Here is a 20,803-nt window from a genome sequence, read left to right on the forward strand (position 1 = left end):
AAAAAATGAAACTTAGATTAACCATTTTATTAGCAGTGATTGCTATAACAGTATTTGGAAAAAGTAATCAGACTGTTGATTTAAAATGGGAAATTGGTAAAAACGAAAAGTGGAGTTATGACCGCTAATAAAAAGACAAAATTCACATTGATAAAGGAATAAAATCACCCGAAAATCATGTATAAACGGCATTAAAACGCTGTTTAGCCAAAACCGTTAAGTACAATTAAAAAACAGAACCGTGTTAACTCAAGAAGATTTTTACATAAACAAGTATGCTCAAGAAAAAATTGAACTTACAAAATTTCTTATTTGGTTTGATTCGAAAAATGAAGTTGATCAAAAAATGATTATTCGACATATTGGAGAATACATAAAACAGGCAATTCCTGATAAAGTAAATTGGAATCAAAATGAAATAAATTGTATAATACCATCAGTTCCCTTAAAACAGAGCTTTACTCCAATCATTTTACTGAAAACCAAACCATTGAAAATTGCTCTCGAAAAGATCTATAATTTACCAAAAGAAGAAAATAAAAAGAGTATGATTGCTTTAATTTCAATTTTCAAACACATGGATCAAATTAGGCGAAATACTGAATGTAAAGATGGATGTAATCACGAATGGCACAATATTTATTAAAAAGAAATGTACTTAACATACTGAAAAAAATGGCGTACAAATTTCCCGAGAGAATACACCACATCGCATACTACTAAACCATTGTACATAATTGTAAAATGACAACAATGCAAAAATTGAAAGGAACTGCAATAATAATATTCTTGACTCTTTTTAACTCTTGTGAACAACTACAAGACAATAGGGAAGTTCCGAAGCAGAACATAATGAAGAGTAATGAATTAGTGAGAGACGAGTTAAGTGAACAAAAACATTATTTTGATACGGCATTTACAATAGACAAAAATTCGATACGACTTTTAATCAAAGACATTAGTGAAGAAGAAATTACCTTGGCTTTTTATAGAAATAACAAAGTATTGAAACTCGACACATTACAGTCATTAGGTATAGCATATTTTGAATTTGTGGATTATAATCAAGATAACTTTGATGACTTCTTGATTGCTTACATAGGAAATATTCCAACTCATTTTATATATTTATTTGACCCATTGACCAATGAATTTAGGTTTGTTGAAGGACTGACCAATTTTCCTGAAGCTAAACAACTCAAAGCAAATAATAACTATTACTATTCATACTATAAGGCGGGTTGTGCGGATATGAATTGGGTAAGTGATTTGTTTTACATTGACAACTTCGAGAAAGTTCACATTGGACATATTTACGGACAAGGTTGTGACTATGAAGTAAAAGGCAATCCACAAACGATTGAACTTTTTAAAGTACTAGATAATGACGAGAGTAAAAAAATATTAGTTGAAAAACTTCCTTATTTGAAACATATACCAAACTTCGATGACAAATGGATATTTATAGAGAAGTATTGGAACAAAAACTACTCGAAATATGACTAAAAAAGAACAACGAAGGCATAATAACACTTACCCAAAAGTGACAGTTCAGCGGTTAAATCAAGCTTTGTACCTGGCGGACAGTGACATTGTGACTTATACAAAACCAGAAGAATAAAACATTATACACAACGCACTAGCGGGTTAAATGGAAATTGGAATTCATGGAAAAGGAGAGATAACGTTTGAAAACTGGAGAATAAAAAATCCCGGAAGAGAACTCCCGGGATTTTTATTTTTATCAGCTCATTTTATCTCGTAAATAAAACTTCTCTCATTTTTGGAAGTGGCCAGATTTCATCATCCACAAGCAATTCCAGCTTATCTGCATGATAACGGATTTCATCAAAATGGATTCTTACTTTATCACAATACGCCTCTGCTCGTTTCTCCATATCCTCAATCTTGTTCGCATTCTTGCGTTCCTGAAGCATGGTATCCACCAATTCTTTCAGCTTATTCAGGTGACGGGAAATGTCTTTGATAAGAAGAATTTGCGTAGCGCATAACTCGCGCCCCTCTTTATCCCCCATTACCTCAATCATTCCTTTAACATTATTGATGAGTCGGTTCTGGTACTCAATAACAGCAGGAATCAAATGATTCTGTGCTAAATCTCCCATTACACGCCCCTCAATCTGTACCTTCATTACATACGCTTCGTATTCTATTTCCTGACGGGCATGTAATTCAACAGGTGTTAAAATTTCCAATTCGCTAAACAATGAAAGTGTCTTCTTGTCCGTCAATACTTTTATTGCTCTTGGCGTATCTTTAAGGTTTGAAAGTCCTCTTTTCTCTGCTTCTTTCACCCATTCATCTCCGTATCCATTCCCTTCAAAACGAATCTTTTTCGAAGCTTTGATCAAACGCTGTAATTCTTTAAGAATGGCTTCGTCCTTATTCTCCCCTTTCTTAATACGACCGTCCACGTTCATTTTGAACTCTCGTAATTGTTTGGCAACTATGGCATTCAAAGCAATCATTGCTGAAGCACAGTTCGCAGAAGAACCTACCGCTCTGAATTCAAACTTATTTCCTGTAAAAGCAAAAGGAGAAGTTCTGTTACGATCCGTATTATCCAGTAAAATCTGAGGAATTTTTCCGATATTCAGTTTTAACTCGGTTTTATCTTCCGGTGTCATTTTCCCAGCCTTGATACTCTTTTCAAGATCATCTAAAACTTTGGAAAGATGTGATCCAAGGAATACAGAAATAATAGCCGGAGGCGCCTCATTTGCTCCTAATCGGTAATCATTTGACGCCGAAGCAATAGCTGCACGCAACAAATCTGCATTTTCGTTAATTGCTGCAATTGTATTGACAAGGAATGTCAGGAATTGCATATTGCTTTTCGGATTTTTACCCGGACGCAGCAAGTTTACTCCTGTGTTTGTCGAAAGAGACCAGTTGTTATGTTTTCCCGAACCATTAAGTCCTTTAAACGGCTTTTCGTGCAATAATACTCTGAAGTCGTGACGGCGTGCTATCTTTTCCAGCAAATCCATCAATAACAAATTGTGATCATTTGCCAGGTTTGCCTCTTCAAACATCGGAGCACACTCAAACTGATTAGGAGCAACTTCATTGTGTCGTGTTGTCACCGGAATTCCAAGCTTAATCGCTTCAATTTCAAAGTCGCGCATAAACGCAGTAACACGATCCGGAATTGAACCAAAGTAATGATCATCCAATTGCTGTCCTTTTGCAGGAGCGTGTCCGAACAACGCTCTTCCTGTCATCATAATATCAGGACGCGCATTGAATAATGCTTTATCAACAAGAAAATACTCCTGCTCCCAACCTAAGGTTGTATTTACTTTTGTAACGTTTTTATCAAAATACTGACACACTTGCAACGCTGCATCTTCAATAGCGGCAAGCGCTTTAATCATCGGTGTTTTATAGTCCAACGCCTCACCTGTATACGAAATAAAAATTGTCGGAATACAAAGTGTCTTACCAATAATAAATGCAGGTGACGACGGATCCCATGCTGTATACCCTCTTGCTTCGAAAGTATTGCGAATCCCTCCGTTTGGAAAGGATGAAGCATCCGGTTCCTGTTGCACCAACAAGTCACCTGAAAAACGTTCAATCGCTCTACCAGCCGAAAGCGGGTGAAAAAAAGCATCATGCTTCTCTGCTGTAGCACCTGTCAATGGTTGAAACCAGTGAGTATAATGCGTAGCCCCCTTGGAAATAGCCCAATCCTTCATGGCAGAAGCAACCTGATCCGCGATCTTTCGATCAATGCTGGCACCATTATTAACAGCCGCCATAACTGAATCATACGCTTCCTCTGTAAGGAATTCACGCATTACCTCCGCGTGAAAAACATTCTGACCAAACAACTCGGAAATTTTTCCTTCGAAATTAAATGGCTTGGGAACTCGATGAAGTACATCGTTTAAAGCCGCTTTTCTAAATGATGACATATTTTTTGTATTTACCAGACAAAAATACAACAGTTTAAACACAAGTCAAGTCAAAAAATACACTTTTTTTCAACACACCCCCATTAAAAACATGTTCAAATCATAAAAAAACAATAATTTAAAGAAATCACCCCCTAAAAAATCAGGTCAATATCAAAATATGTGAAAAATCAAAAATACTTTATAATTAGAACATCGCTTCGACTACCTCCCCACTCTATTTTGTCATCCCCTTGTTTTTTACTAATTTTGTTTCTGTACAAACAAATCATTAAAATAACATGTATAAACTTATGTTTTTGAAACATTACTTATTAAATTCTTATACAAACAATTATTCAAAACATATAAACCCGATACTACTATGAATGCAATAGATCTGATTATTTTTATCATCTATGCGCTCATCATGTTATTTATTGGTTTCTTCTTTTACCGTAAAAACAAAGGCGTAGATGATTATTTTGTTGGTGGTCGCCAAATGAGCAGCTGGCACGTGGGACTATCGGTCGTAGCAACAGATGTTGGAGGAGGGTTCTCCATCGGGTTAGGAGGTCTGGGTTTTACAATGGGAATTTCCGGTTCCTGGATGCTTTTCACAGGACTTATCGGGGCCTGGGTAAGTGCTGTTTTACTAATCCCCAAAGTGAGTAAACTTACCAAACAGATTAACTTACTCACCTTTCCGCAGATCTTTAATCATTATTATGGTGCCCGAACAGCTCTTGTGGCTGCCCTAATTTCATTTATCGGTTATTTAGGTTTTACCAGTTCTCAAATACTGGCCGGTGCTAAACTGGCTTCTGCTACATTTCCTGAAATTGATTTCACAACACTACTGGTTTCGATGGGAGTCTTTACAGTGGTCTATACAGCGATAGGTGGACTGAAAGCCGTAATTTTTACCGATACAATACAGTGGATCATTCTAATGGCCGGATTACTTTTTATCGGATTACCGGTTGCCTATTATGCCGTAGGTGGTTACGATGCCATAAAAGCGTCAATTCCCCCCGAATTTCTGAATTTCAATAATATATCCTGGAGTCAGGTAGTCAACTGGAGTATTATTATCATCCCAATCTGGTTTATTGGGATGACCCTGTACCAACGTATTTTTGCCTGTCGCAATGAGAAAGATGCAAAAAAGGCATGGTTTATCGCCGGATTATTTGAATGGCCGATCATGGCATTGCTCGGGGTTTCATTAGGTTTAATCGCCCGGGCTGCTTTTGAACAACAACTTCTGCCCGGATTGGATGGAGCTGATCCTGAACTGGGACTTCCTGTTCTTCTCGCAACAGTATTACCTGTAGGACTCCTGGGATTACTTATGGCAGCCTATTTCTCTGCAATCATGTCAACAGCTGACAGTTGTCTCATGGCTGCAAGTGGTAATTTTGTTACAGACTTACTGGGGAAATTTGTAAAACTCTCTGACGATGCAATTCTAAAGATTTCACAATGGTCAACACTTGTATTAGGTTTTCTGGCAGTATTCATAGCCGTACAGATGACGAGTGTACTGGAACTCATGCTCCTCTCCTATTCTTTTATGGTATCCGGGTTATTTATTCCGGTATTAGGCATACTTTTTCTCAAAAAACATTATTCTGCAGCAGCCCTTTCAGCTATGCTTGCCGGTGGTGGGTCTACCGTTATACTTCACCTTGCTAATGTGACACTTCCTTACGAACTGGATATTAACGTTATCGGACTCACTATTTCATTGCTTACTTACGCTACCATTCATAGTATTTATAATAAAAAAACAAATTTAATAGCTAGTAAATGAAAACACATGTAATTACACCGGAAACGGGAAAACACGAAACTTTCAACGATGAAAAAATTGTAGATTTTCTGTATACTCATTTGGATCAATACGGTGATGAAAAAGAAGATATCCAAAAATGCATAGACTATGTCTTTACACCAGGACGCGGAGGCGCCATCTATCTGGCAGAGGAAGACAGTTCTATTGTGGGAGCAGTTATTGTTAACCACACCGGGATGCATGGTTATATCCCTGAAAACATTTTAGTCTACATTGCTGTTCACCAGAATCAAAGAGGAAAAGGTACCGGAAAAGCTCTTATGCAATTAGTAACTGATCATTGTAAAGGAGATATTGCTCTCCACGTAGAAAAAGACAATCCGGCAAAATTCCTGTATGAAAAGTTTGGTTTTACCAATCCTTATCTTGAAATGCGTTTGAAAAGATCCTGATTATGGACGAACTCGTACAATTGCGACATCTGATTCATAAACATCCCGAAATTTCAGGTGAAGAAAAAAATACAAAAGCACGAATCATTGCGTTTTTTGACCAGCTTCCCGATTGTAAAACAATCGATTTGAATGCAGCGGGAGTTGCTTTCAGGTTCTTTGGAAAAAAAGAAGGGAAGCATTGTTTGGTTCGTTGCGAACTGGATGCTCTCCCCATAAAGGAAACGGAAAACAAACCATACAGCTCCGTTTTTGAAAATGTGGCTCATTTGTGTGGCCACGACGGACACATGGCAATTGTTTGTGGAGTTGGGAAATGGCTTTCGGAACATTCAATTCAGTTCGGGATTGTCACACTACTCTTTCAATCTGCGGAAGAAACCGGTAAAGGTGCACGAAGTGTGATTGAACATCCATTATTTCAGGAGCAACTCCCTGATTATTGTTTTGCACTGCACAATGTTCCCGGGTTTGAAAAACACACGATCATTTGTAAAGAAGATACGTTTACACCTTCCGTGATCAGTATGATTATTCGGGTACAGGGAGAGACATCGCATGCAGCCGAACCAGAAAAAGGAAAAAATCCGACACGGAATATTGCCGGAATTATAGAGCGTGTACTTCAATTAAATTCAGACGCAGCATCCGAAGAAAGCGCCTTTTGTATTGTAACCCCCATTTATACACGGATAGGTTCTCAGGCATACGGAACCAGTGCGGGAGAAGGGGAAACACACTTTACCATTCGCACCTATTCCAATAAAAAGACGGACGAAATCACTGAAAAAATCCAGCAAATCACCGAACAATATCTGGAAAATACTGGAATGCAGGCTACTTTCTCGTTTCTGGAAGAATTTGCTGCCAATGAAAACGACAGCACCTGTGTTGAACTGATAAAAAATGCGGCAACCGATAATAAATTCAATTACATCAATAAACCTGCTCCGTTTTCATGGGGAGAGGATTTTGGTCTGTTTACTCAGAAATTCAAAGGAGCTATGTTCGGATTAGGAGCCGGTAAGGATACTTCACCGCTACACCATCCCGACTACGACTTTCCAGACACAATTATTCAAACAGGTGTACAAATGTTCACCTCATTAATCCAAAAAGTGACGAACGAATGAAACAGACTTCGCATATCGAATTACATGCTGAAAATTACAGAAAAAACATTTCTTTTATCCGGGAACAAATCGGATCCGGTTGTCAATTGTCATCTGTAATAAAGGGAAATGCGTATGGTCATGGAATTGAATCATTTGCTCCTTTAGCTGAAACGTGCGGAATCAATCACTTTTCGGTATTTAGCGCCTACGAAGCCTATCGGTTATCAAAAGTAAGTGACGGAAATAGTACCATTGTGATTATGGGAGTTGCTGATTCGGATGAAGAACTGGAATGGGCTGTTAATAAGCAGGTGGAATTTTTTGTTTATGATACAGATCGATTGCTGCATGCCATCCAATGTGCCAAAAAACTCAGGAAAAAGGCATTCATCCATATCGAGCTGGAAACAGGAATGAACCGGACAGGTTTCTCCTCCTCCGATCTCTTACAAGCTGTTTCTATCATTGAGGAAAATAGAGATCACCTTGTACTCAGAGGTCTTTGTACGCACTTTGCAGGAGCGGAAAGTATTGCCAACTATTTCCGGATTAAGCAACAAATCATAAGTTTTTCCAAATTCAGGAAATTTCTTCTCGGTCGAAACCTGAATTTTGACTATCAGCACCTCGCCTGCTCTGCTGCCATTATTAATTACCCGTCAACTATTAACAATATGGTTCGTGTTGGTATCATGCAATATGGTTTCTGGCCAAACCGTGAGACACAAATGAAACACTTCACAAAGGTTCAAAGCCACGAAAACCCACTCCATCCGGTAATATCATGGAAAAGCAGGGTGATGGGAGTTAAAGATGTGCGTGAAGGAGAGTTTATCAGTTACGGAACAAGTGTACTGGCTGAAAAAAACATGAAAATAGCAACTATCCCTGTTGGGTATTCGCATGGGTTCAGCCGATCATTAAGCAATCAGGGAAAAGTACTTATCCGGGGCAAACGACTGGATGTTACGGGTCTTGTTAATATGAATATGTTGATTGTAGATATTACAAATGCTCCAGAAATAGAAAAAGGAGACGAAGTCGTTCTTATCGGAAATCAGGGAGATTTAGCAATATCCGTCGCTTCTTTCGGAGAACTTAGTAATCAGTTGAATTATGAATTACTGACACGACTCCCTGAAGAGATCCCACGTCGTGTAGTCTATTGATATTTTGACCTGATTCAGCGGAGAATTTGTCAGATTTCTTGTAACCGGAATGATTTTTGTTCTTATTTTAGTTCAAACAAACGAAGAACCATGATTAAATACTTTCTGGCAATAGTTACTTTTTTACCTTTCATCTCTATCTCTCAGGATATGGATAACTATCATTGGGAAGATGAACTGTTATCTATTTGCTCGTTTTCAGACACTTCTGAGTTTTGTTTCGTGAATCCCGGTCGTATTCAGTCCGAGAAGTGGAACGAATTGGCCCAACCTAAATTCTGGCAAAAAATCATGCGTCTTTCGCCGGACTCCTGTGTCATTAATATAGGAGCAACACGAGAGATCATTGCCGTAATGAGTCTGGCAGACTGGGATAAAAAAAGTGAAGATGAAAAAGATATTTATCGGGACTCCATTCGTGCTGAACGCGGTATGGCTGCCGAAGAAAAAGTGTTTATGACCACCGGGAAAAATGATTTTTACCATTTTAACGCAGTTATCCCAAGTATTTCGAAAGGAATAGAAGTTTTTAATCAGAATGGTGTAGATCCGTGGTATGCACAAGCAATACTTATGATCGAAAGTCCCGGGAAACTGGCAAAATCGAATGTGGGGGCGTATGGTCCTTTTCAGTTAATGAAAGCTGTAGCTATCAAGCAGGGCTTAACCGTAAATGGAGCTATTGATGAACGAAAAGATTTTGAAAAATCAGCCTGGGCAGCAGGAAAACTGATTAAGAACATTTGTATTCCCGAAGCCAAACGCATCCTGAACGGACATAATTTATCCTACAATGAAAATGATCTTTGGTTCCGTCTGTTTGTTCTTCATATCTACCACGCAGGATCAGGGAATGTTTCTCAGGTAGTTAATGCTATACAGCCTACACAAGGCGGACAGGATCTCATTACTCAAATGTGGCAGACCAAGGCAGGAAGATTCGGAAATGCTTCTCAGAATTACTCACAGCTTGCGCTCGCTTCTTTCCTTGTATTGAACGAAATGCTGATTACTCTGTAATATTCAATCCTTTGGAATAATTACCCAAGCGATGTTCTTGTAACCGATTTTTTATGTCTCAGTACAGAAATAGCGAAAAGTTGTATAGCAATAACCATTAATATATGGCTAAGGTCTTCTCTGTTCATCCAGCGATGAAGATCATATTTTAAAAGAAAAATAAACGCGGAGGGTAAAAGTACCAAAACACCGTATACTACAAATCTTACCGATGGATACCCTTGCTTCATTACCGTAACTCCATAAATTCCGGCAAAACCAAGAAGCGTAAGAATCGTATCTATAGCGACAAATAAGAACGACCATTGACTATAAGCCAATACCAGAACAAGAAGTGCTTTCAAAAAAATAACCATCTGCCATCTTGACTTAGCTTTTGGTGAAATTGTTCGGGCTTCCAACATAGCCAATGCTGCAAAAGAAGTAGAAACAACACCAAAAAACCATGGAAGAATTTTTCCATAAAACCACCAGTAATTCCAAAACACATGGGATAACCCTCCGAAAAAAGAGGCTAAGGCAAAACTGATAAAGAATAAACGCCAGTAACGCCCAAAAGCAGAATCGACATTCTTTGTTCTGTAATAACCATATAAACAGCTTAGCATCACCAACATATTTGTGACAAAAGCCATAGGTTCCAATAAATCAAGACCGAAAAGTACAAACTCTATTTTATCCATCATAAGCGGCGCAAAATTAGAAAAACTTTTGCGGACCACATCAGGAATCTCTATTCGATTTTCAGCAATTTGACTGCCAAATAGTTACTTAACCAAATTACGGATAATATCTGCCGTTGTTATAATTCCAGCCAACTTTTCGCCATCCAGGATAAGAACAGACCTTACTTCTCCCCTTCCTAAAATCCCAGCGGCCTCTGCAATAGTTGCTGTCTTGGGCAAACTTACAACTCGTGGACTCATAACCTTTGCGACAGTAGTATCATGATATACTGTTTCGTCATCATCCAGACTTGCTCCACTCACAACCCGCATAAAATCGATCAAACTAACTATTCCAGAAACTTTGTGACCGTCAACAACCGGAACATGATGATGAAATCGTTGGTTTTCATAAATTCGTTTTAGATCTAACAACTTCTGATCAGAAGCAATAGTTACTACATCAGAAGTCATAATAGTTGCTACGGAGTCATTCAAATTCATGGCTAAATTTTTTCTCAAATTTACACTTTCAGTCACAATGGGGAACAAAACTACCCGTTTCTTTTTCATTTTCATGACAAATAACAGTTTTTTCTCTTCATTAATCCTTATTTTTGAGAGATAAACCGATAAAGTATGAAGGCAAAGACATTTTTGGAACTCATGACTCTTTCTACCAACCTGTATGTACTGTCACAGGATGAACAAATGATGTCAAAGCTTAAAAGTTTTCTGGAAAAAGGAAAGGATAAAGTAAATGAATTTGTCGCTGAACCTGTTCTGGATGAAGAAGGTAATGAATTGGAATTTATTGATAAACTTCTTAAGAAAGCACATGAAGCCCGAGAGGAAATGAATCAGAAAGTTGAAGAAACAGTTGCCGCACTTTATCAAAAAATGAATATTGCACACGTTGAACAGATCAATGAATTGAATTTGAGAATTGAAGATCTGAATAAGCAACTTGCACTTGCCGAAGCCCGAATTAATCACCTTGAGAAAAAAATCAGTGAATAAACATGTGGTTGTTCGGTTCTATTATCAGGCGGTTTAAAGCAATCCGCCGTTACAATCAGATTTTACGTGTTTTTGTTAAATACGGCTTTGAGGATCTTGTCTCCTACCTAGAAGACGAAAAACGTTTTGGCTTTATTAGAAAATTGCTCCCAAAGAGAGTAATTAAAAGTGCAAAAAAGTACTCAAAGTACGAGCGTATGCGCTTGTTGTGTGAGGAATTAGGGCCAACTTTCATTAAATTCGGTCAAATCCTTAGTAATCGTCCGGATATGCTTCCTGCTGAACTTATTACGCAACTGGAAGAACTTCAGGACAATGTACCTCCCCTTCCCGGTAAAATTGCAAGACAGGTCGTAGAAAGTGAATTGAACGCTCCTGTAGAGGATCTATTTGCCTGGTTTGAGCCGGAATCTTTCGCCAGTGCCTCGATGGCTCAGGTTCATAAAGTAACCCTGAAAACCGGGGAACGGGCAGCATTGAAAATTCAACGCCCCGGAATCAGTGAAATGATTGAAGAAGACATCAAAGTGATGTATAAAATTGCTGATATTATTGAACGGAGAGTTCCTTCTGTCAAACATTTTGACCCCGTTGGATTAGTACGGAATTTTGAAAACAGTATTCGCAAAGAACTGGACTTTATCAGGGAATCTATTAATATCCAAAGATTCCACGCCAATATCTTAAATGATCCCGAAGACCGGGGCATCACCCGATCGCCAAAAGTTTTCCGAGAATTCACTACCGGGAAAGTTTTAGCAATGGAATTTATTTCCGGCATTAAAATATCTGATGTTTCACGCTTGCGTGAGTCGGGGCACGATACAAAACGGGTAGCACGAAAACTAGCAATTTCGTATTTCAAGCAAGTGTTCGAATATGGTTTTTTTCATGCTGATCCACACCCGGGAAACCTTCTTGTCGTCCCTTCCGGTAATATCTGTTTTCTGGATTATGGTATGATGGGCAGCATCCTTCCCCGTGATATTGAATTACTTGGGAAATTATTCATCGCAATTGAAGATCATGAGGTAAGAGCTATTATTCGCATTTTACAGGATTTATCCGGAAATGCTCCCATCAGTGATATGCACGCTTTGGAAATTTCTGTTCACGAATTCCTCCAAAGCTACGCCATACGCAACCTTCACCAGAATGAAATGAGTACAGTATTGCTCGAAATCCGGGATATTGTTATTGATCATGGTTTAAAAGTACCCGGTCACTTCTTCCTGTTAGCTCGTTCAATGGTAACTATTGAGGGAGTTATAGAGCATCTTGATCCTGAACTGGATCTTGTGGAACTTGCCAAGCCATTTATGGTAAGAGTGATCCGAAAAAAGTATGATCCTTTCAAACTCACAAAGAAAGCGTTGCATTCCTTTGTTGAATTTGCCAATTACCTTGAAGACTTCCCCAGAGATATTAAAAACGCAATCCGCAGAATAAACTCAGGACAAATTAAAGCCGATCTCACACACAAAGGGATCGATCCAATGGTACATACTTTCCACAGGATAGCAAAACAATTAATCTCATCCATTATTATTGCTGCACTGATAATCGGATCCACTTTATTTATTATCAACTCTATTCATCCGTTGTATAACGATATTTCGATCATGGGAATTATCGGTTTATCTATTGCCGGACTTCTGGGAATAGGCATGATTCGGGACATCTTCAAAGGAGATAAGGATGATTGGAAAGGGTGGAACAAATAATATCAATTACAAAATGACAATACAACGACTCATATTAGGTTCCAAATCACCACGCAGACAAGAGTTAATCAGTTCAATCGGACTTCCGGTAGAAATACGTACGCAGGATGTGGACGAAACTTATCCCGAATCTCTTTCCGCTGAAGAAGTTCCCGTATTCCTCGCTCAAAAAAAAGCTATTCCTCTTATACCTACTCTTTCTGCAGGAGACGTACTTGTCACTTCGGATACAATTGTTGAATTGCACGGAGAAATTCTGGGTAAACCATCCGATTCAGAGGATGCCTTTCGGATGTTAAAAAAGCTTTCAGGAAACACACACAGAGTGATTTCAGGGGTAACCTTTTCTTCTGTAGAAAAACAACATTCTTTTCAACGTATAACTACTGTTTCCTTCAGAGAACTGAGTAACGATGAAATTACATATTACATTGACAATTATTCCCCTCTTGATAAAGCTGGTGCTTACGGTATTCAAGAATGGATCGGAACGATTGGCGTACTAAGTATTGAAGGTTCTTATCTGAATGTTGTTGGGCTTCCTGTTGCCGATCTCATAGAAGAACTGAAAACATTCTGACTTCTTCCGAATCTCATGCTTTTCCAATAAATAATTCAAACATTACAGCTATTTTTGCTGTTTATGGAAACATCATCTATCAAAAACTGGATAACTGCTTTTCGGCTTCGGACACTTCCGTTATCCGTTTCCGGAATTTTATTGGGATCAATGCTTGCATACGATACAGGTAAGTTTGATAGTTTAGTATTCATACTGGCCCTTTCCACCGTTATTTTCCTGCAGGTACTTTCTAACCTTGCAAATGATTTGGGAGATGGGATGAAAGGTACCGACAATGAGAACAGAGTCGGTCCACAGCGAGCCGTTCAGTCCGGAGCTATCTCTGTAAAAGCAATGAAAAAAGCAGTAATTCTATTTAGCTTACTTTCTCTTGCTACCGGACTTCCTTTGGCGTGGTTGGGAACCAGGGGCATGCCTCCTTCCCTCTTCTGGATTTTTATTGTACTAGCTCTACTTTGCGTACTTGCAGCGATCACATACACAGTTGGTAAAAAGGCCTATGGCTATCTTGGTCTCGGAGACCTTTTCGTGTTTTTATTCTTCGGTTTACTTAGCGTTGGGGGAATATTTGTATTACTGACAAAACAATGGGACAATCTGGTGTTGCTTCCGGCAAGTGCAATTGGTTTGTTAAGCGCTGCAGTACTCAATTTAAACAATATGCGTGATATTGAAAATGATCAGGCAAGTGGAAAGAATACACTAGTTGTAAAAATAGGAGGAAACCTTGCAAAGAAATACCATGCTTTTCTTATCATTACCCCTGTTCTTTTACTGTTACTTTTTTCCTATTTGACGACCACACCCGGTTATTTATTCGGGTTACTAGTATATGTTATATTATTCCCGCATTTGCGAACTGTAATGAAAAACCAACAACCCCGAGAACTTGACCCGGAGTTGAAAAAAGTAGCACTTTCCACTTTTTTCTTTTCCCTACTCATCAGTATCTGGATTTTAATCTAAAAATAGTATACCATGAGAAGTTATCAGGTTATTCCTTTTCAATTCCCATTTAAGCGTCCCGGGGGAACTTCGCGAGGCGTGATGACGAGTAAAAAATCATGGTTCCTTCGTTTTTTTGAAGAGGGAAAAGAAGCCTGGGGAGAATGCTCCATTATTGAAGGGTTATCCCCAGATTATAAAAATGATACTGATTATGAAGTACGAATTACTGATTTTTGTAACCAGTGGAAATCTCGATCACTAGACCCATCACAACTTTCTGACTTCCCTTCTATCCGTTTCGGAATAGAAACCGCTGAGAGACATCTACATACTGGAAGTGCTCTTTCTCTATTTCCAAGTGATTTCACAGAAAAAGGAAAAGGAATACCAATCAATGGACTGATTTGGATGGGGCAACCGGAGTTTATGATTCAGCAAATTCGAGAAAAACTGGATGCCGGTTTTCGATGTATCAAAATGAAAATAGGAGCTATCGAATGGCAAACAGAATTTTCAATTCTGCGACAACTCCGAAGTAATTTCCCCGCTGATCAATTGGAGATCAGAGTTGATGCTAACGGAGCCTTCCAGTTTGAAGAAGCTCTAAATGTTTTGGATCAGCTGCATGATTTACAAATTCACTCTATTGAACAACCAATCAAATCGGGGAATACTATTCAAATGAAACAACTCTGCTCCGAAACTCCTTGCCCTATCGCTTTGGATGAAGAACTAATCGGAGTTAACTCTCCTGAACAAAAACAGTGGTTACTAGACACAATACAACCCCAATATATCATCATAAAACCATCTCTTACCGGTGGGTTTACAGGGATGAAAGAATGGGTTGAAATCGCTGAAAAATCCAATATCCCATGGTGGGCAACCAGTGCTTTGGAATCCAATATCGGATTAAATGCAATTGCGCAATATACAGCTACCTTTGCTAACCCACTGCCGCAAGGCCTTGGAACAGGAGCTTTGTATACAAAAAACATCAGCTCACCACTTTACATTAAAAGAGACGAGCTGATGTTCGATAAGTGCGGTAAGTTCGATTATTCGTTACTTACCCAATAATCCAATTTATTTCGGTGTAGCCAAAGCATATCCAAACTTCTTCTTACCATAATAAGTAACAAAAAGCATTTTGTCCTCATCTATAACTTCCATATCAATGTTAAATCGATAGTGACGATATGAGCTGTATGGCTTCATTGCATAGTCAATAATTCCCTCACGTGTTTGCTTTCCGTCAGGAGATACACGTACCAATGACAACGCTGTCTTTTTCGATTTTCTTGTGTAAGGAAGAACTCCCTTTGGTCCTATCTCAATCAAATTCTGTCTATTATCATAGAATATGATGCCCAAATCATTATCCATATCCATGGCATGGAACGATTTTTGAAGATCCGCCTTCCCGGAATACTTTTTCGGCATTTTTACCGTAGAAATAATCTCACCTTCCGGGCTGATTCTCGTCACAAAAAGTTCTTTGTAAACATACGTAACAGTAGTACTTCTGTTTCCATTCGCATCCACAGTTGTTGTTACGACTATGTCCCAGTTCTCTCCAATCAGAGATACACTTCCGTCTTTATGAGTTACAATCTGTCGTACATCCAAATCATGTACTTGCTTGGTTTCTTTTCCAAAGGACTCTCTTCTCTCGATACGTGCTTTTTCTTTGTCCGACAATCCTTCAATTAGCATTTCTTTATCAATCAACTGTGTTGAAATAGATAAAGGTTCACCTGTATCAGGATCAACAGCCATCACGACAACACCATATCCTGAACCTCTTCCTTCATCTTCATAGTAATAACCACCTCCGTAAAGATTTCCTTCTTTGTTCAATTTCAGAGATAAATCAGTCAAAACACCTTCAGAAAAATTAATTCTATTGGCAATCAGATCTCCTCTGTTAAACTTCAGAATACTGGTAAATCTTTCGTCATCGCGCTCTTCAATTACTCGGTCTCCTAACAAATAAATAACACCCTCGTCACTAATAATCGTCTGGTCAATACTGAATGAATAATCATCTACCTTCATTTCGACCGATTCCTCACGTTCTACTTCTTCCATTTCGGAGTCAAAGACTATAAATGTTCTTGTATCCGCTTCCAATTGTCGACGTGTAAAAGTCTGTAATTTTGCACTATATGAGAACGTGAAAAGCATAAAATTATCATTAGGAGAAGTACGAACAAACATACTCATGTTGGAACGTCTTCCTTCATACTTATACTTAAATACAAGTTCTCTTTTACCAACTTTTCCTGCTTCCCAGTCGACTTCCTGAATGTAGTACTCTTCTGTCGAAATATCGCGTAACTGTTTTGACGTTACAATAAAATATTTGTCTGCAAATTTTACAATTTCTTCAACAAAGTAATTACGCTCGTCAATATCTGCGGAGATATCAATAAAATCAGTACGCTTTAAATTATTATCCAGTTTTTCGATAAAATAATTATACCCGCCCGGTCCCCGAATAGCATGTTTACGAAAAACAAGATATCCGTCCGGAATTTCAAATGCTTTTTGAAGAATCGGATCTCCCGGCACATCCCAGATCAAATCTTCATATGCAAATTGAATAGCATCGGTCATTTTTTGACCAAAAGACTGAGTAATGGACACCAGTAAAAATAGTAATCCACTGAAAAAGAATTTATTCATAAACTAGTTGATTTAATTTGGCTGCAAAAATACTAAAATTAATCACTTTGATCACGAATACTACTGTTTTCGGGTCCCTGCCATTTCTCAAAAACGATGCATGCCGTCAAGTCACCGGTTACATTAACCGCTGTTCTAAACATTCCTAATATTCTGTCCACCCCTATTATCAAAATAATTCCTTCAGCGGGTATTCCTGCTCCCTGAAGAACAGATGCCAAAATAACAACTCCTCCTCCTGGAATAGAAGGAGTTCCTATGGATGCGGCAACAATCGTCAAAATGATAACAAGAAGGGACGCTAGACTCAATTCCAAATTATAAACCTGGGCAATAAAAACTGTAGAAATACACTGATACAATGCCGTTCCGTCCATATTTATTGTTGCTCCTACAGGAATTAAAAAATTACTTATGCTTTTGCTAATCCCTAATTTATTCTGCGCGGTTTTAATGGAAAGTGGCATAACAGCAGCCGAACTTGTTGTTGAAAAAGCTAACAACTGAACATCCCGTATTTCTTTCAGGAAAGTAATCGGGTTTCTTCTACCAATAAAAGCTACAATCATCATATACATTACTAAAAGAATCAACAGACCGATAAGAACAGTTATTACATACATTCCTATACCACTCAAACTACTCATTCCAACACTCATAACCAATTGGGCTATTAATCCGAATACAGCGTAAGGAACCAGTCGCATTGCCCATTTAACAATAGTCATACAAACTTCCTGCACAGAACTTAGTAAGATAACTACCGGGTTTCTTTGTTGCTCGGTCAAGGCAATTAATGAGATCCCTACAAGTATAGAAAACAATACAATTGGCAACATTTCTCCATTTACCATACTAGCTAGCGGATTTTCAGGTAGTAATTGGGCTATAGCGTCCGGAATCCGGCTAAATACAGAACCAGAAACCTGTTCCGTCGAAATTTCAGTTGTCGGAAGTTCAATCCCCTTATCGGCTGTCGTTTCATTCATAAATTGTCCCGGGCGGATCAACAACACCAGCACAGTTCCTAAAACAACTGAAACAAGTGTTGTAGCGATAAAGTAAATGCCCAACCTAGCCCCCATCTTCTTCAGTTGCTCGCCTCCCGCATTAATGATTCCCGTCACAATACTGGCCAAAATCAGGGGAATCATAATCATCTGTACCAACTTTAAAAATAAGGTTCCGGGTAATACTAACCAGTTTGCCAGCGGAATACTAATTTTTTCGGGAACTACCCCTAAAGACGGACTAATCAACCATCCGGTTAAAGCACCCAGTGCCAGTCCTATCAAGACCTTTACCCAAAGTTTTGCCTCAACAAGCGTTGTAAGGTAAAAATCAAGACCTTTCAATGATTTATCCCCAATTGATTTTCTTTCCATTACATTATTGTTTCATTGATTCAATACGGTTTCAAGTACACTTTTATTCTACCCGATCTCTTAATTTTCGTATATTCACAGGCTTTCTGGCATAGTTTTGGTACCGAATTTAAAAAACAATTCTGAAAATTATGAAATACATACTATTGTTCACACTATCATTGATTGTTCTTTCATGTGGAACTTCCCGTAATAATGAAAAGGATAGCTCTACCCCATCAGCATCGCAGAATTTACTCCACCCTGCTGGTAATTTCAATTATTTCTCCGTTTACGGTCCGGATAATGAATGGTACCTCGAATTTTCATTCGGATACACCTTGTTGCTCAATAACCCGTCCGGTAGTTTCGGCAGAATTGTTGAAAAACTTCCCACTACCACTTTTGAAAAAGGGCTTACTCAGGAAGTCTATACTGTTGCTGATGATCGCGGATATACATTGGAAGTTCGCCTTTCTTCCGAAGGCTGCAAAGAACATGAACGCTTAGCAAGAATTGAAGTCTCCGACAAAAATGGAACAGTTGTTTTTAAAGAAGAAGGATGTGGGTTTTATCATAACGGTTCCGGTTTGGAAGATATTTGGGTTATTGAATCTATAAACGGAGCTACTGCTGCTAAAAAGCTTGAAAAAATAGATCTTCCCGTTCTGGAAATTCATCTGGAAGGGAATCGTTTATTCGGAAAATTTGGTTGCAGAAGAATAAATGGTGGTATAAATATGCAAGAAAATACTTTTTTTGCTTCATTACTAATTGCTCCTGACTTCAAATGCAGTGAAACACCCGGAGAAACCAAATTAATGACACTTTTCGGGGATAAACAATTTACGTACCAGATAAAAAATAATCGTTTGATTTTGAAGGATACGAATAATGAACTAATTTTCCGTAAAATAGATTAAATTATTATTGTTGAATCTGTTTCTTTCTGGTCGAATGATCATTAACTATCAAAACATGATTACAAAAGATACATTTGAATTTTTAAGTCAGTTAAAAGAGAACAATAACAGAGATTGGTTTGCTGAAAACAAAAAGCAATATGACGCTATTTTAAAAAATGCCACCTCTTTTTTTACAGAAATCAATACAGAATTAGTCAAGACAGATAGTATTGAAAAGATGAATGTTTTTAGAATTTATCGCGACATTCGTTTTTCCAAGGATAAATCTCCTTATAAAACTAATTTCGGAGTAAGTTTTTCGCGCACCAAGCCAATGCTTCGTGGCGGTTATTACTTGCATATAGAGCCCGATAATAGTTTTGTAGGAGGCGGATTTTGGGCACCAAACAAAGATGATTTACATCGAATTCGTAAAGAAATTGAGCTTGACGCTTCCGAATTACGAGAAATTATTTCAGATAAGAACTTCAAAAAGATGTTTGGAGAATTATCAGGGGATGAGTTAAAAACAGCTCCTAAAGGTTTTGATAAAATACATCCAGATATTGACTTGATTCGGAAAAAACAATATTTGGTTATGCGAAAGTTTACAAATGAAGAAGTATTATCTAATGACTTTAAGTCCGAAGTTTTGGCAACTTTCTCAGCAATGCGACCTTTTTTCGATTTCATGAGTTCGGTATTGACAACTGATTTAAATGGTGAGAGTCTGTATAAATAAAGAACCGTTTTATCTGATAGTTAAGGAAAGATTAACATTTTTTATAGTTGAGAAGGTCAAAAATAAATTGGTAATGAAATACCTTTAGCAATCAAATGACTGAAAAAGTAATCGTTTGGTTTTGAAAGAGACAAATAATGAATTAATTTCCCGTAAAATAGATTAAATTATGATTATCGTAACTACTGAGAATATTCCCGGAAAGCAAATTTCTGAAGCAATAGGAATCGCGAGAGGGAGTACAGTTCGCGCCCGTAATGTGGGACGAGACATCTTCGCCGGATTAAAAAACCTTGTGGGAGGAGAGATAAATGAATATACGAAACTACAGGCGGACTCCCGGGAAGAAGCATTGGAACGGATGAAACAAGACGCCGAAAAAATGGGAGCTGATGCTATTGTAAATGTTCGTTTTGCTACCTCTGTGATTACACAGGGAGCTGCAGAAATTTTGGCGTATGGTACAGCTGTTAAGCTTGGGTGATTTGTTTGCTTTTGGAGCAATAGCCTTAACAGGAACCGTCTATTTTTTCGGAGTTATTGCAATTATAGTTGCAATAATCTACTTGATTTTCAAACGTATCAAAGATAAGAAGAAGGAAACATTTGAAAAAAGAGATAACTAAATGAATACAGCTGTTAAAATAAATGGTTGAAAAACACGAAGCAAACGCCCTGATAGAAAAATCA

The 20,803-nt window shown here is 38.2% G+C and carries 22 protein-coding genes; 17 read left to right on the forward strand and 5 right to left on the reverse strand.

Annotated features, from left to right (window positions below):
- The first annotated feature begins 5 nt into the window (after nt 1–5).
- The 3 genes from ABDZ97_RS10290 to ABDZ97_RS10300 all read left to right on the forward strand — a co-directional run bounded on the left by ABDZ97_RS10290 (nt 6) and on the right by ABDZ97_RS10300 (nt 1,506).
- Nucleotides 6–128 (forward strand): hypothetical protein, encoded by a 123-nt coding sequence (locus ABDZ97_RS10290; RefSeq protein ID WP_343787258.1) that lies wholly within the window; start codon nt 6–8, stop codon nt 126–128.
- Nucleotides 129–241: 113 nt separating this feature from the next.
- A complete protein-coding gene (locus ABDZ97_RS10295) occupies nt 242–646 on the forward strand; it encodes a DUF5958 family protein (RefSeq protein WP_343787260.1) in 405 nt (134 codons plus the stop codon).
- A 107-nt stretch (nt 647–753) separates the two neighbouring features.
- The gene (locus ABDZ97_RS10300; protein WP_343787262.1) at nt 754–1,506 is read left to right on the forward strand and encodes a hypothetical protein; all 753 of its coding nucleotides are present in this window, start codon (nt 754–756) and stop codon (nt 1,504–1,506) included.
- Between the two features lie 248 nt (nt 1,507–1,754).
- Here ABDZ97_RS10300 and ABDZ97_RS10305 read toward each other — a convergent pair whose 3' ends face one another.
- Nucleotides 1,755–3,941: a glutamine synthetase III family protein gene (locus ABDZ97_RS10305; RefSeq protein ID WP_343787264.1), complete on the reverse strand. Its 2,187-nt coding sequence runs from the start codon at nt 3,939–3,941 to the stop codon at nt 1,755–1,757.
- Nucleotides 3,942–4,305: 364 nt separating this feature from the next.
- Here ABDZ97_RS10305 and ABDZ97_RS10310 point away from each other — a divergent pair, with 364 nt between their 5' ends.
- From ABDZ97_RS10310 to ABDZ97_RS10330, 5 genes are all read left to right on the forward strand, one after another.
- Entirely contained in the window at nt 4,306–5,736 is a 1,431-nt protein-coding gene (locus ABDZ97_RS10310) for a sodium:solute symporter family protein (RefSeq protein WP_343787266.1), read from the forward strand.
- Nucleotides 5,733–6,170: a GNAT family N-acetyltransferase gene (locus tag ABDZ97_RS10315; RefSeq protein ID WP_343787268.1), complete on the forward strand. Its 438-nt coding sequence runs from the start codon at nt 5,733–5,735 to the stop codon at nt 6,168–6,170. Before ABDZ97_RS10310 ends, ABDZ97_RS10315 begins: the two co-directional genes overlap by 4 nt.
- Nucleotides 6,171–6,172: 2 nt before the next feature.
- On the forward strand, nt 6,173–7,303 hold the full coding sequence (locus ABDZ97_RS10320; protein ID WP_343787270.1) for an amidohydrolase: 1,131 nt from the start codon (nt 6,173–6,175) through the stop codon (nt 7,301–7,303).
- Complete coding sequence (alr, locus tag ABDZ97_RS10325; protein WP_343787272.1) at nt 7,300–8,454, forward strand: alanine racemase; 1,155 nt, start codon at nt 7,300–7,302, stop codon at nt 8,452–8,454. Before ABDZ97_RS10320 ends, alr begins: the two co-directional genes overlap by 4 nt.
- 90 nt (nt 8,455–8,544) lie before the next feature.
- A complete protein-coding gene (locus ABDZ97_RS10330; protein WP_343787274.1) occupies nt 8,545–9,474 on the forward strand; it encodes a transglycosylase SLT domain-containing protein in 930 nt (309 codons plus the stop codon).
- Between the two features lie 20 nt (nt 9,475–9,494).
- Here the strand turns inward: ABDZ97_RS10330 and ABDZ97_RS10335 are convergent, their stop codons facing one another.
- Both ABDZ97_RS10335 and ABDZ97_RS10340 read right to left on the reverse strand, forming a co-directional pair.
- Entirely contained in the window at nt 9,495–10,160 is a 666-nt protein-coding gene (locus ABDZ97_RS10335; protein WP_343787276.1) for a DUF6962 family protein, read from the reverse strand.
- Nucleotides 10,161–10,241: 81 nt separating this feature from the next.
- A complete protein-coding gene (locus tag ABDZ97_RS10340; RefSeq protein ID WP_343787278.1) occupies nt 10,242–10,643 on the reverse strand; it encodes a CBS domain-containing protein in 402 nt (133 codons plus the stop codon).
- A gap of 135 nt (nt 10,644–10,778) precedes the next feature.
- Between ABDZ97_RS10340 and ABDZ97_RS10345 the strand changes: the two genes are divergently transcribed.
- The 5 genes from ABDZ97_RS10345 (at nt 10,779) to menC (ending at nt 15,494) form a co-directional block, all read left to right on the forward strand.
- Nucleotides 10,779–11,159, forward strand: coding sequence for a hypothetical protein (locus tag ABDZ97_RS10345; protein ID WP_343787280.1), 381 nt, complete (start codon nt 10,779–10,781; stop codon nt 11,157–11,159).
- Nucleotides 11,160–11,161: 2 nt separating this feature from the next.
- On the forward strand, nt 11,162–12,883 hold the full coding sequence (locus ABDZ97_RS10350; RefSeq protein ID WP_343787282.1) for an ABC1 kinase family protein: 1,722 nt from the start codon (nt 11,162–11,164) through the stop codon (nt 12,881–12,883).
- A complete protein-coding gene (locus ABDZ97_RS10355; RefSeq protein ID WP_343787284.1) occupies nt 12,858–13,463 on the forward strand; it encodes a Maf family nucleotide pyrophosphatase in 606 nt (201 codons plus the stop codon). Before ABDZ97_RS10350 ends, ABDZ97_RS10355 begins: the two co-directional genes overlap by 26 nt.
- Nucleotides 13,464–13,526: 63 nt before the next feature.
- Nucleotides 13,527–14,432 (forward strand): 1,4-dihydroxy-2-naphthoate octaprenyltransferase, encoded by a 906-nt coding sequence (menA, locus tag ABDZ97_RS10360; protein ID WP_343787286.1) that lies wholly within the window; start codon nt 13,527–13,529, stop codon nt 14,430–14,432.
- A 12-nt stretch (nt 14,433–14,444) separates the two neighbouring features.
- Entirely contained in the window at nt 14,445–15,494 is a 1,050-nt protein-coding gene (gene menC, locus ABDZ97_RS10365; protein WP_343787288.1) for an o-succinylbenzoate synthase, read from the forward strand.
- Between the two features lie 6 nt (nt 15,495–15,500).
- Here menC and ABDZ97_RS10370 read toward each other — a convergent pair whose 3' ends face one another.
- Both ABDZ97_RS10370 and ABDZ97_RS10375 read right to left on the reverse strand, forming a co-directional pair.
- On the reverse strand, nt 15,501–17,102 hold the full coding sequence (locus tag ABDZ97_RS10370) for a hypothetical protein (protein ID WP_343787290.1): 1,602 nt from the start codon (nt 17,100–17,102) through the stop codon (nt 15,501–15,503).
- 38 nt (nt 17,103–17,140) lie between these two features.
- Nucleotides 17,141–18,487 carry a dicarboxylate/amino acid:cation symporter gene (locus ABDZ97_RS10375; protein WP_343787292.1) on the reverse strand — a complete coding sequence of 449 codons (1,347 nt, stop codon included), beginning with the start codon at nt 18,485–18,487 and terminating at the stop codon, nt 17,141–17,143.
- A gap of 131 nt (nt 18,488–18,618) precedes the next feature.
- On the opposite strand from ABDZ97_RS10375, the gene ABDZ97_RS10380 reads away from it, so the two are divergent.
- The 4 genes from ABDZ97_RS10380 (at nt 18,619) to ABDZ97_RS10395 (ending at nt 20,739) form a co-directional block, all read left to right on the forward strand.
- Nucleotides 18,619–19,389, forward strand: coding sequence for an META domain-containing protein (locus ABDZ97_RS10380; protein WP_343787294.1), 771 nt, complete (start codon nt 18,619–18,621; stop codon nt 19,387–19,389).
- Between the two features lie 55 nt (nt 19,390–19,444).
- On the forward strand, nt 19,445–20,113 hold the full coding sequence (locus ABDZ97_RS10385; RefSeq protein ID WP_343787296.1) for a DUF2461 domain-containing protein: 669 nt from the start codon (nt 19,445–19,447) through the stop codon (nt 20,111–20,113).
- A gap of 169 nt (nt 20,114–20,282) precedes the next feature.
- Complete coding sequence (locus ABDZ97_RS10390; RefSeq protein WP_343787298.1) at nt 20,283–20,597, forward strand: YbjQ family protein; 315 nt, start codon at nt 20,283–20,285, stop codon at nt 20,595–20,597.
- Complete coding sequence (locus ABDZ97_RS10395) at nt 20,572–20,739, forward strand: hypothetical protein (RefSeq protein ID WP_343787300.1); 168 nt, start codon at nt 20,572–20,574, stop codon at nt 20,737–20,739. The genes ABDZ97_RS10390 and ABDZ97_RS10395 overlap by 26 nt, the downstream gene beginning before the upstream one ends.
- Nucleotides 20,740–20,803 lie beyond the last annotated feature (64 nt).

The organism is Wandonia haliotis (assembly GCF_039523435.1).
Classification (GTDB): Bacteria; Bacteroidota; Bacteroidia; order Flavobacteriales_D; family Crocinitomicaceae; genus Wandonia; species Wandonia haliotis.

Excerpts from the sequence above, each read along its gene's own strand:
- ABDZ97_RS10290 (WP_343787258.1), top strand. The coding sequence starts at position 6 with ATGAAACTTAGATTAACCATTTTATTAGCAGTGATTGCTATAACAGTA.
- ABDZ97_RS10300 (WP_343787262.1), top strand. The coding sequence starts at position 754 with ATGCAAAAATTGAAAGGAACTGCAATAATAATATTCTTGACTCTTTTT.
- ABDZ97_RS10305 (WP_343787264.1), bottom strand. The coding sequence starts at position 3,941 with ATGTCATCATTTAGAAAAGCGGCTTTAAACGATGTACTTCATCGAGTT.
- ABDZ97_RS10310 (WP_343787266.1), top strand. The coding sequence starts at position 4,306 with ATGAATGCAATAGATCTGATTATTTTTATCATCTATGCGCTCATCATG.
- ABDZ97_RS10315 (WP_343787268.1), top strand. The coding sequence starts at position 5,733 with ATGAAAACACATGTAATTACACCGGAAACGGGAAAACACGAAACTTTC.
- ABDZ97_RS10320 (WP_343787270.1), top strand. The coding sequence starts at position 6,173 with ATGGACGAACTCGTACAATTGCGACATCTGATTCATAAACATCCCGAA.
- alr (WP_343787272.1), top strand. The coding sequence starts at position 7,300 with ATGAAACAGACTTCGCATATCGAATTACATGCTGAAAATTACAGAAAA.
- ABDZ97_RS10330 (WP_343787274.1), top strand. The coding sequence starts at position 8,545 with ATGATTAAATACTTTCTGGCAATAGTTACTTTTTTACCTTTCATCTCT.
- ABDZ97_RS10335 (WP_343787276.1), bottom strand. The coding sequence starts at position 10,160 with ATGATGGATAAAATAGAGTTTGTACTTTTCGGTCTTGATTTATTGGAA.
- ABDZ97_RS10340 (WP_343787278.1), bottom strand. The coding sequence starts at position 10,643 with ATGAATTTGAATGACTCCGTAGCAACTATTATGACTTCTGATGTAGTA.
- ABDZ97_RS10345 (WP_343787280.1), top strand. The coding sequence starts at position 10,779 with ATGAAGGCAAAGACATTTTTGGAACTCATGACTCTTTCTACCAACCTG.
- ABDZ97_RS10350 (WP_343787282.1), top strand. The coding sequence starts at position 11,162 with ATGTGGTTGTTCGGTTCTATTATCAGGCGGTTTAAAGCAATCCGCCGT.
- ABDZ97_RS10355 (WP_343787284.1), top strand. The coding sequence starts at position 12,858 with ATGATTGGAAAGGGTGGAACAAATAATATCAATTACAAAATGACAATA.
- menA (WP_343787286.1), top strand. The coding sequence starts at position 13,527 with ATGGAAACATCATCTATCAAAAACTGGATAACTGCTTTTCGGCTTCGG.
- menC (WP_343787288.1), top strand. The coding sequence starts at position 14,445 with ATGAGAAGTTATCAGGTTATTCCTTTTCAATTCCCATTTAAGCGTCCC.
- ABDZ97_RS10370 (WP_343787290.1), bottom strand. The coding sequence starts at position 17,102 with ATGAATAAATTCTTTTTCAGTGGATTACTATTTTTACTGGTGTCCATT.
- ABDZ97_RS10375 (WP_343787292.1), bottom strand. The coding sequence starts at position 18,487 with ATGGAAAGAAAATCAATTGGGGATAAATCATTGAAAGGTCTTGATTTT.
- ABDZ97_RS10380 (WP_343787294.1), top strand. The coding sequence starts at position 18,619 with ATGAAATACATACTATTGTTCACACTATCATTGATTGTTCTTTCATGT.
- ABDZ97_RS10385 (WP_343787296.1), top strand. The coding sequence starts at position 19,445 with ATGATTACAAAAGATACATTTGAATTTTTAAGTCAGTTAAAAGAGAAC.
- ABDZ97_RS10390 (WP_343787298.1), top strand. The coding sequence starts at position 20,283 with ATGATTATCGTAACTACTGAGAATATTCCCGGAAAGCAAATTTCTGAA.
- ABDZ97_RS10395 (WP_343787300.1), top strand. The coding sequence starts at position 20,572 with ATGGTACAGCTGTTAAGCTTGGGTGATTTGTTTGCTTTTGGAGCAATA.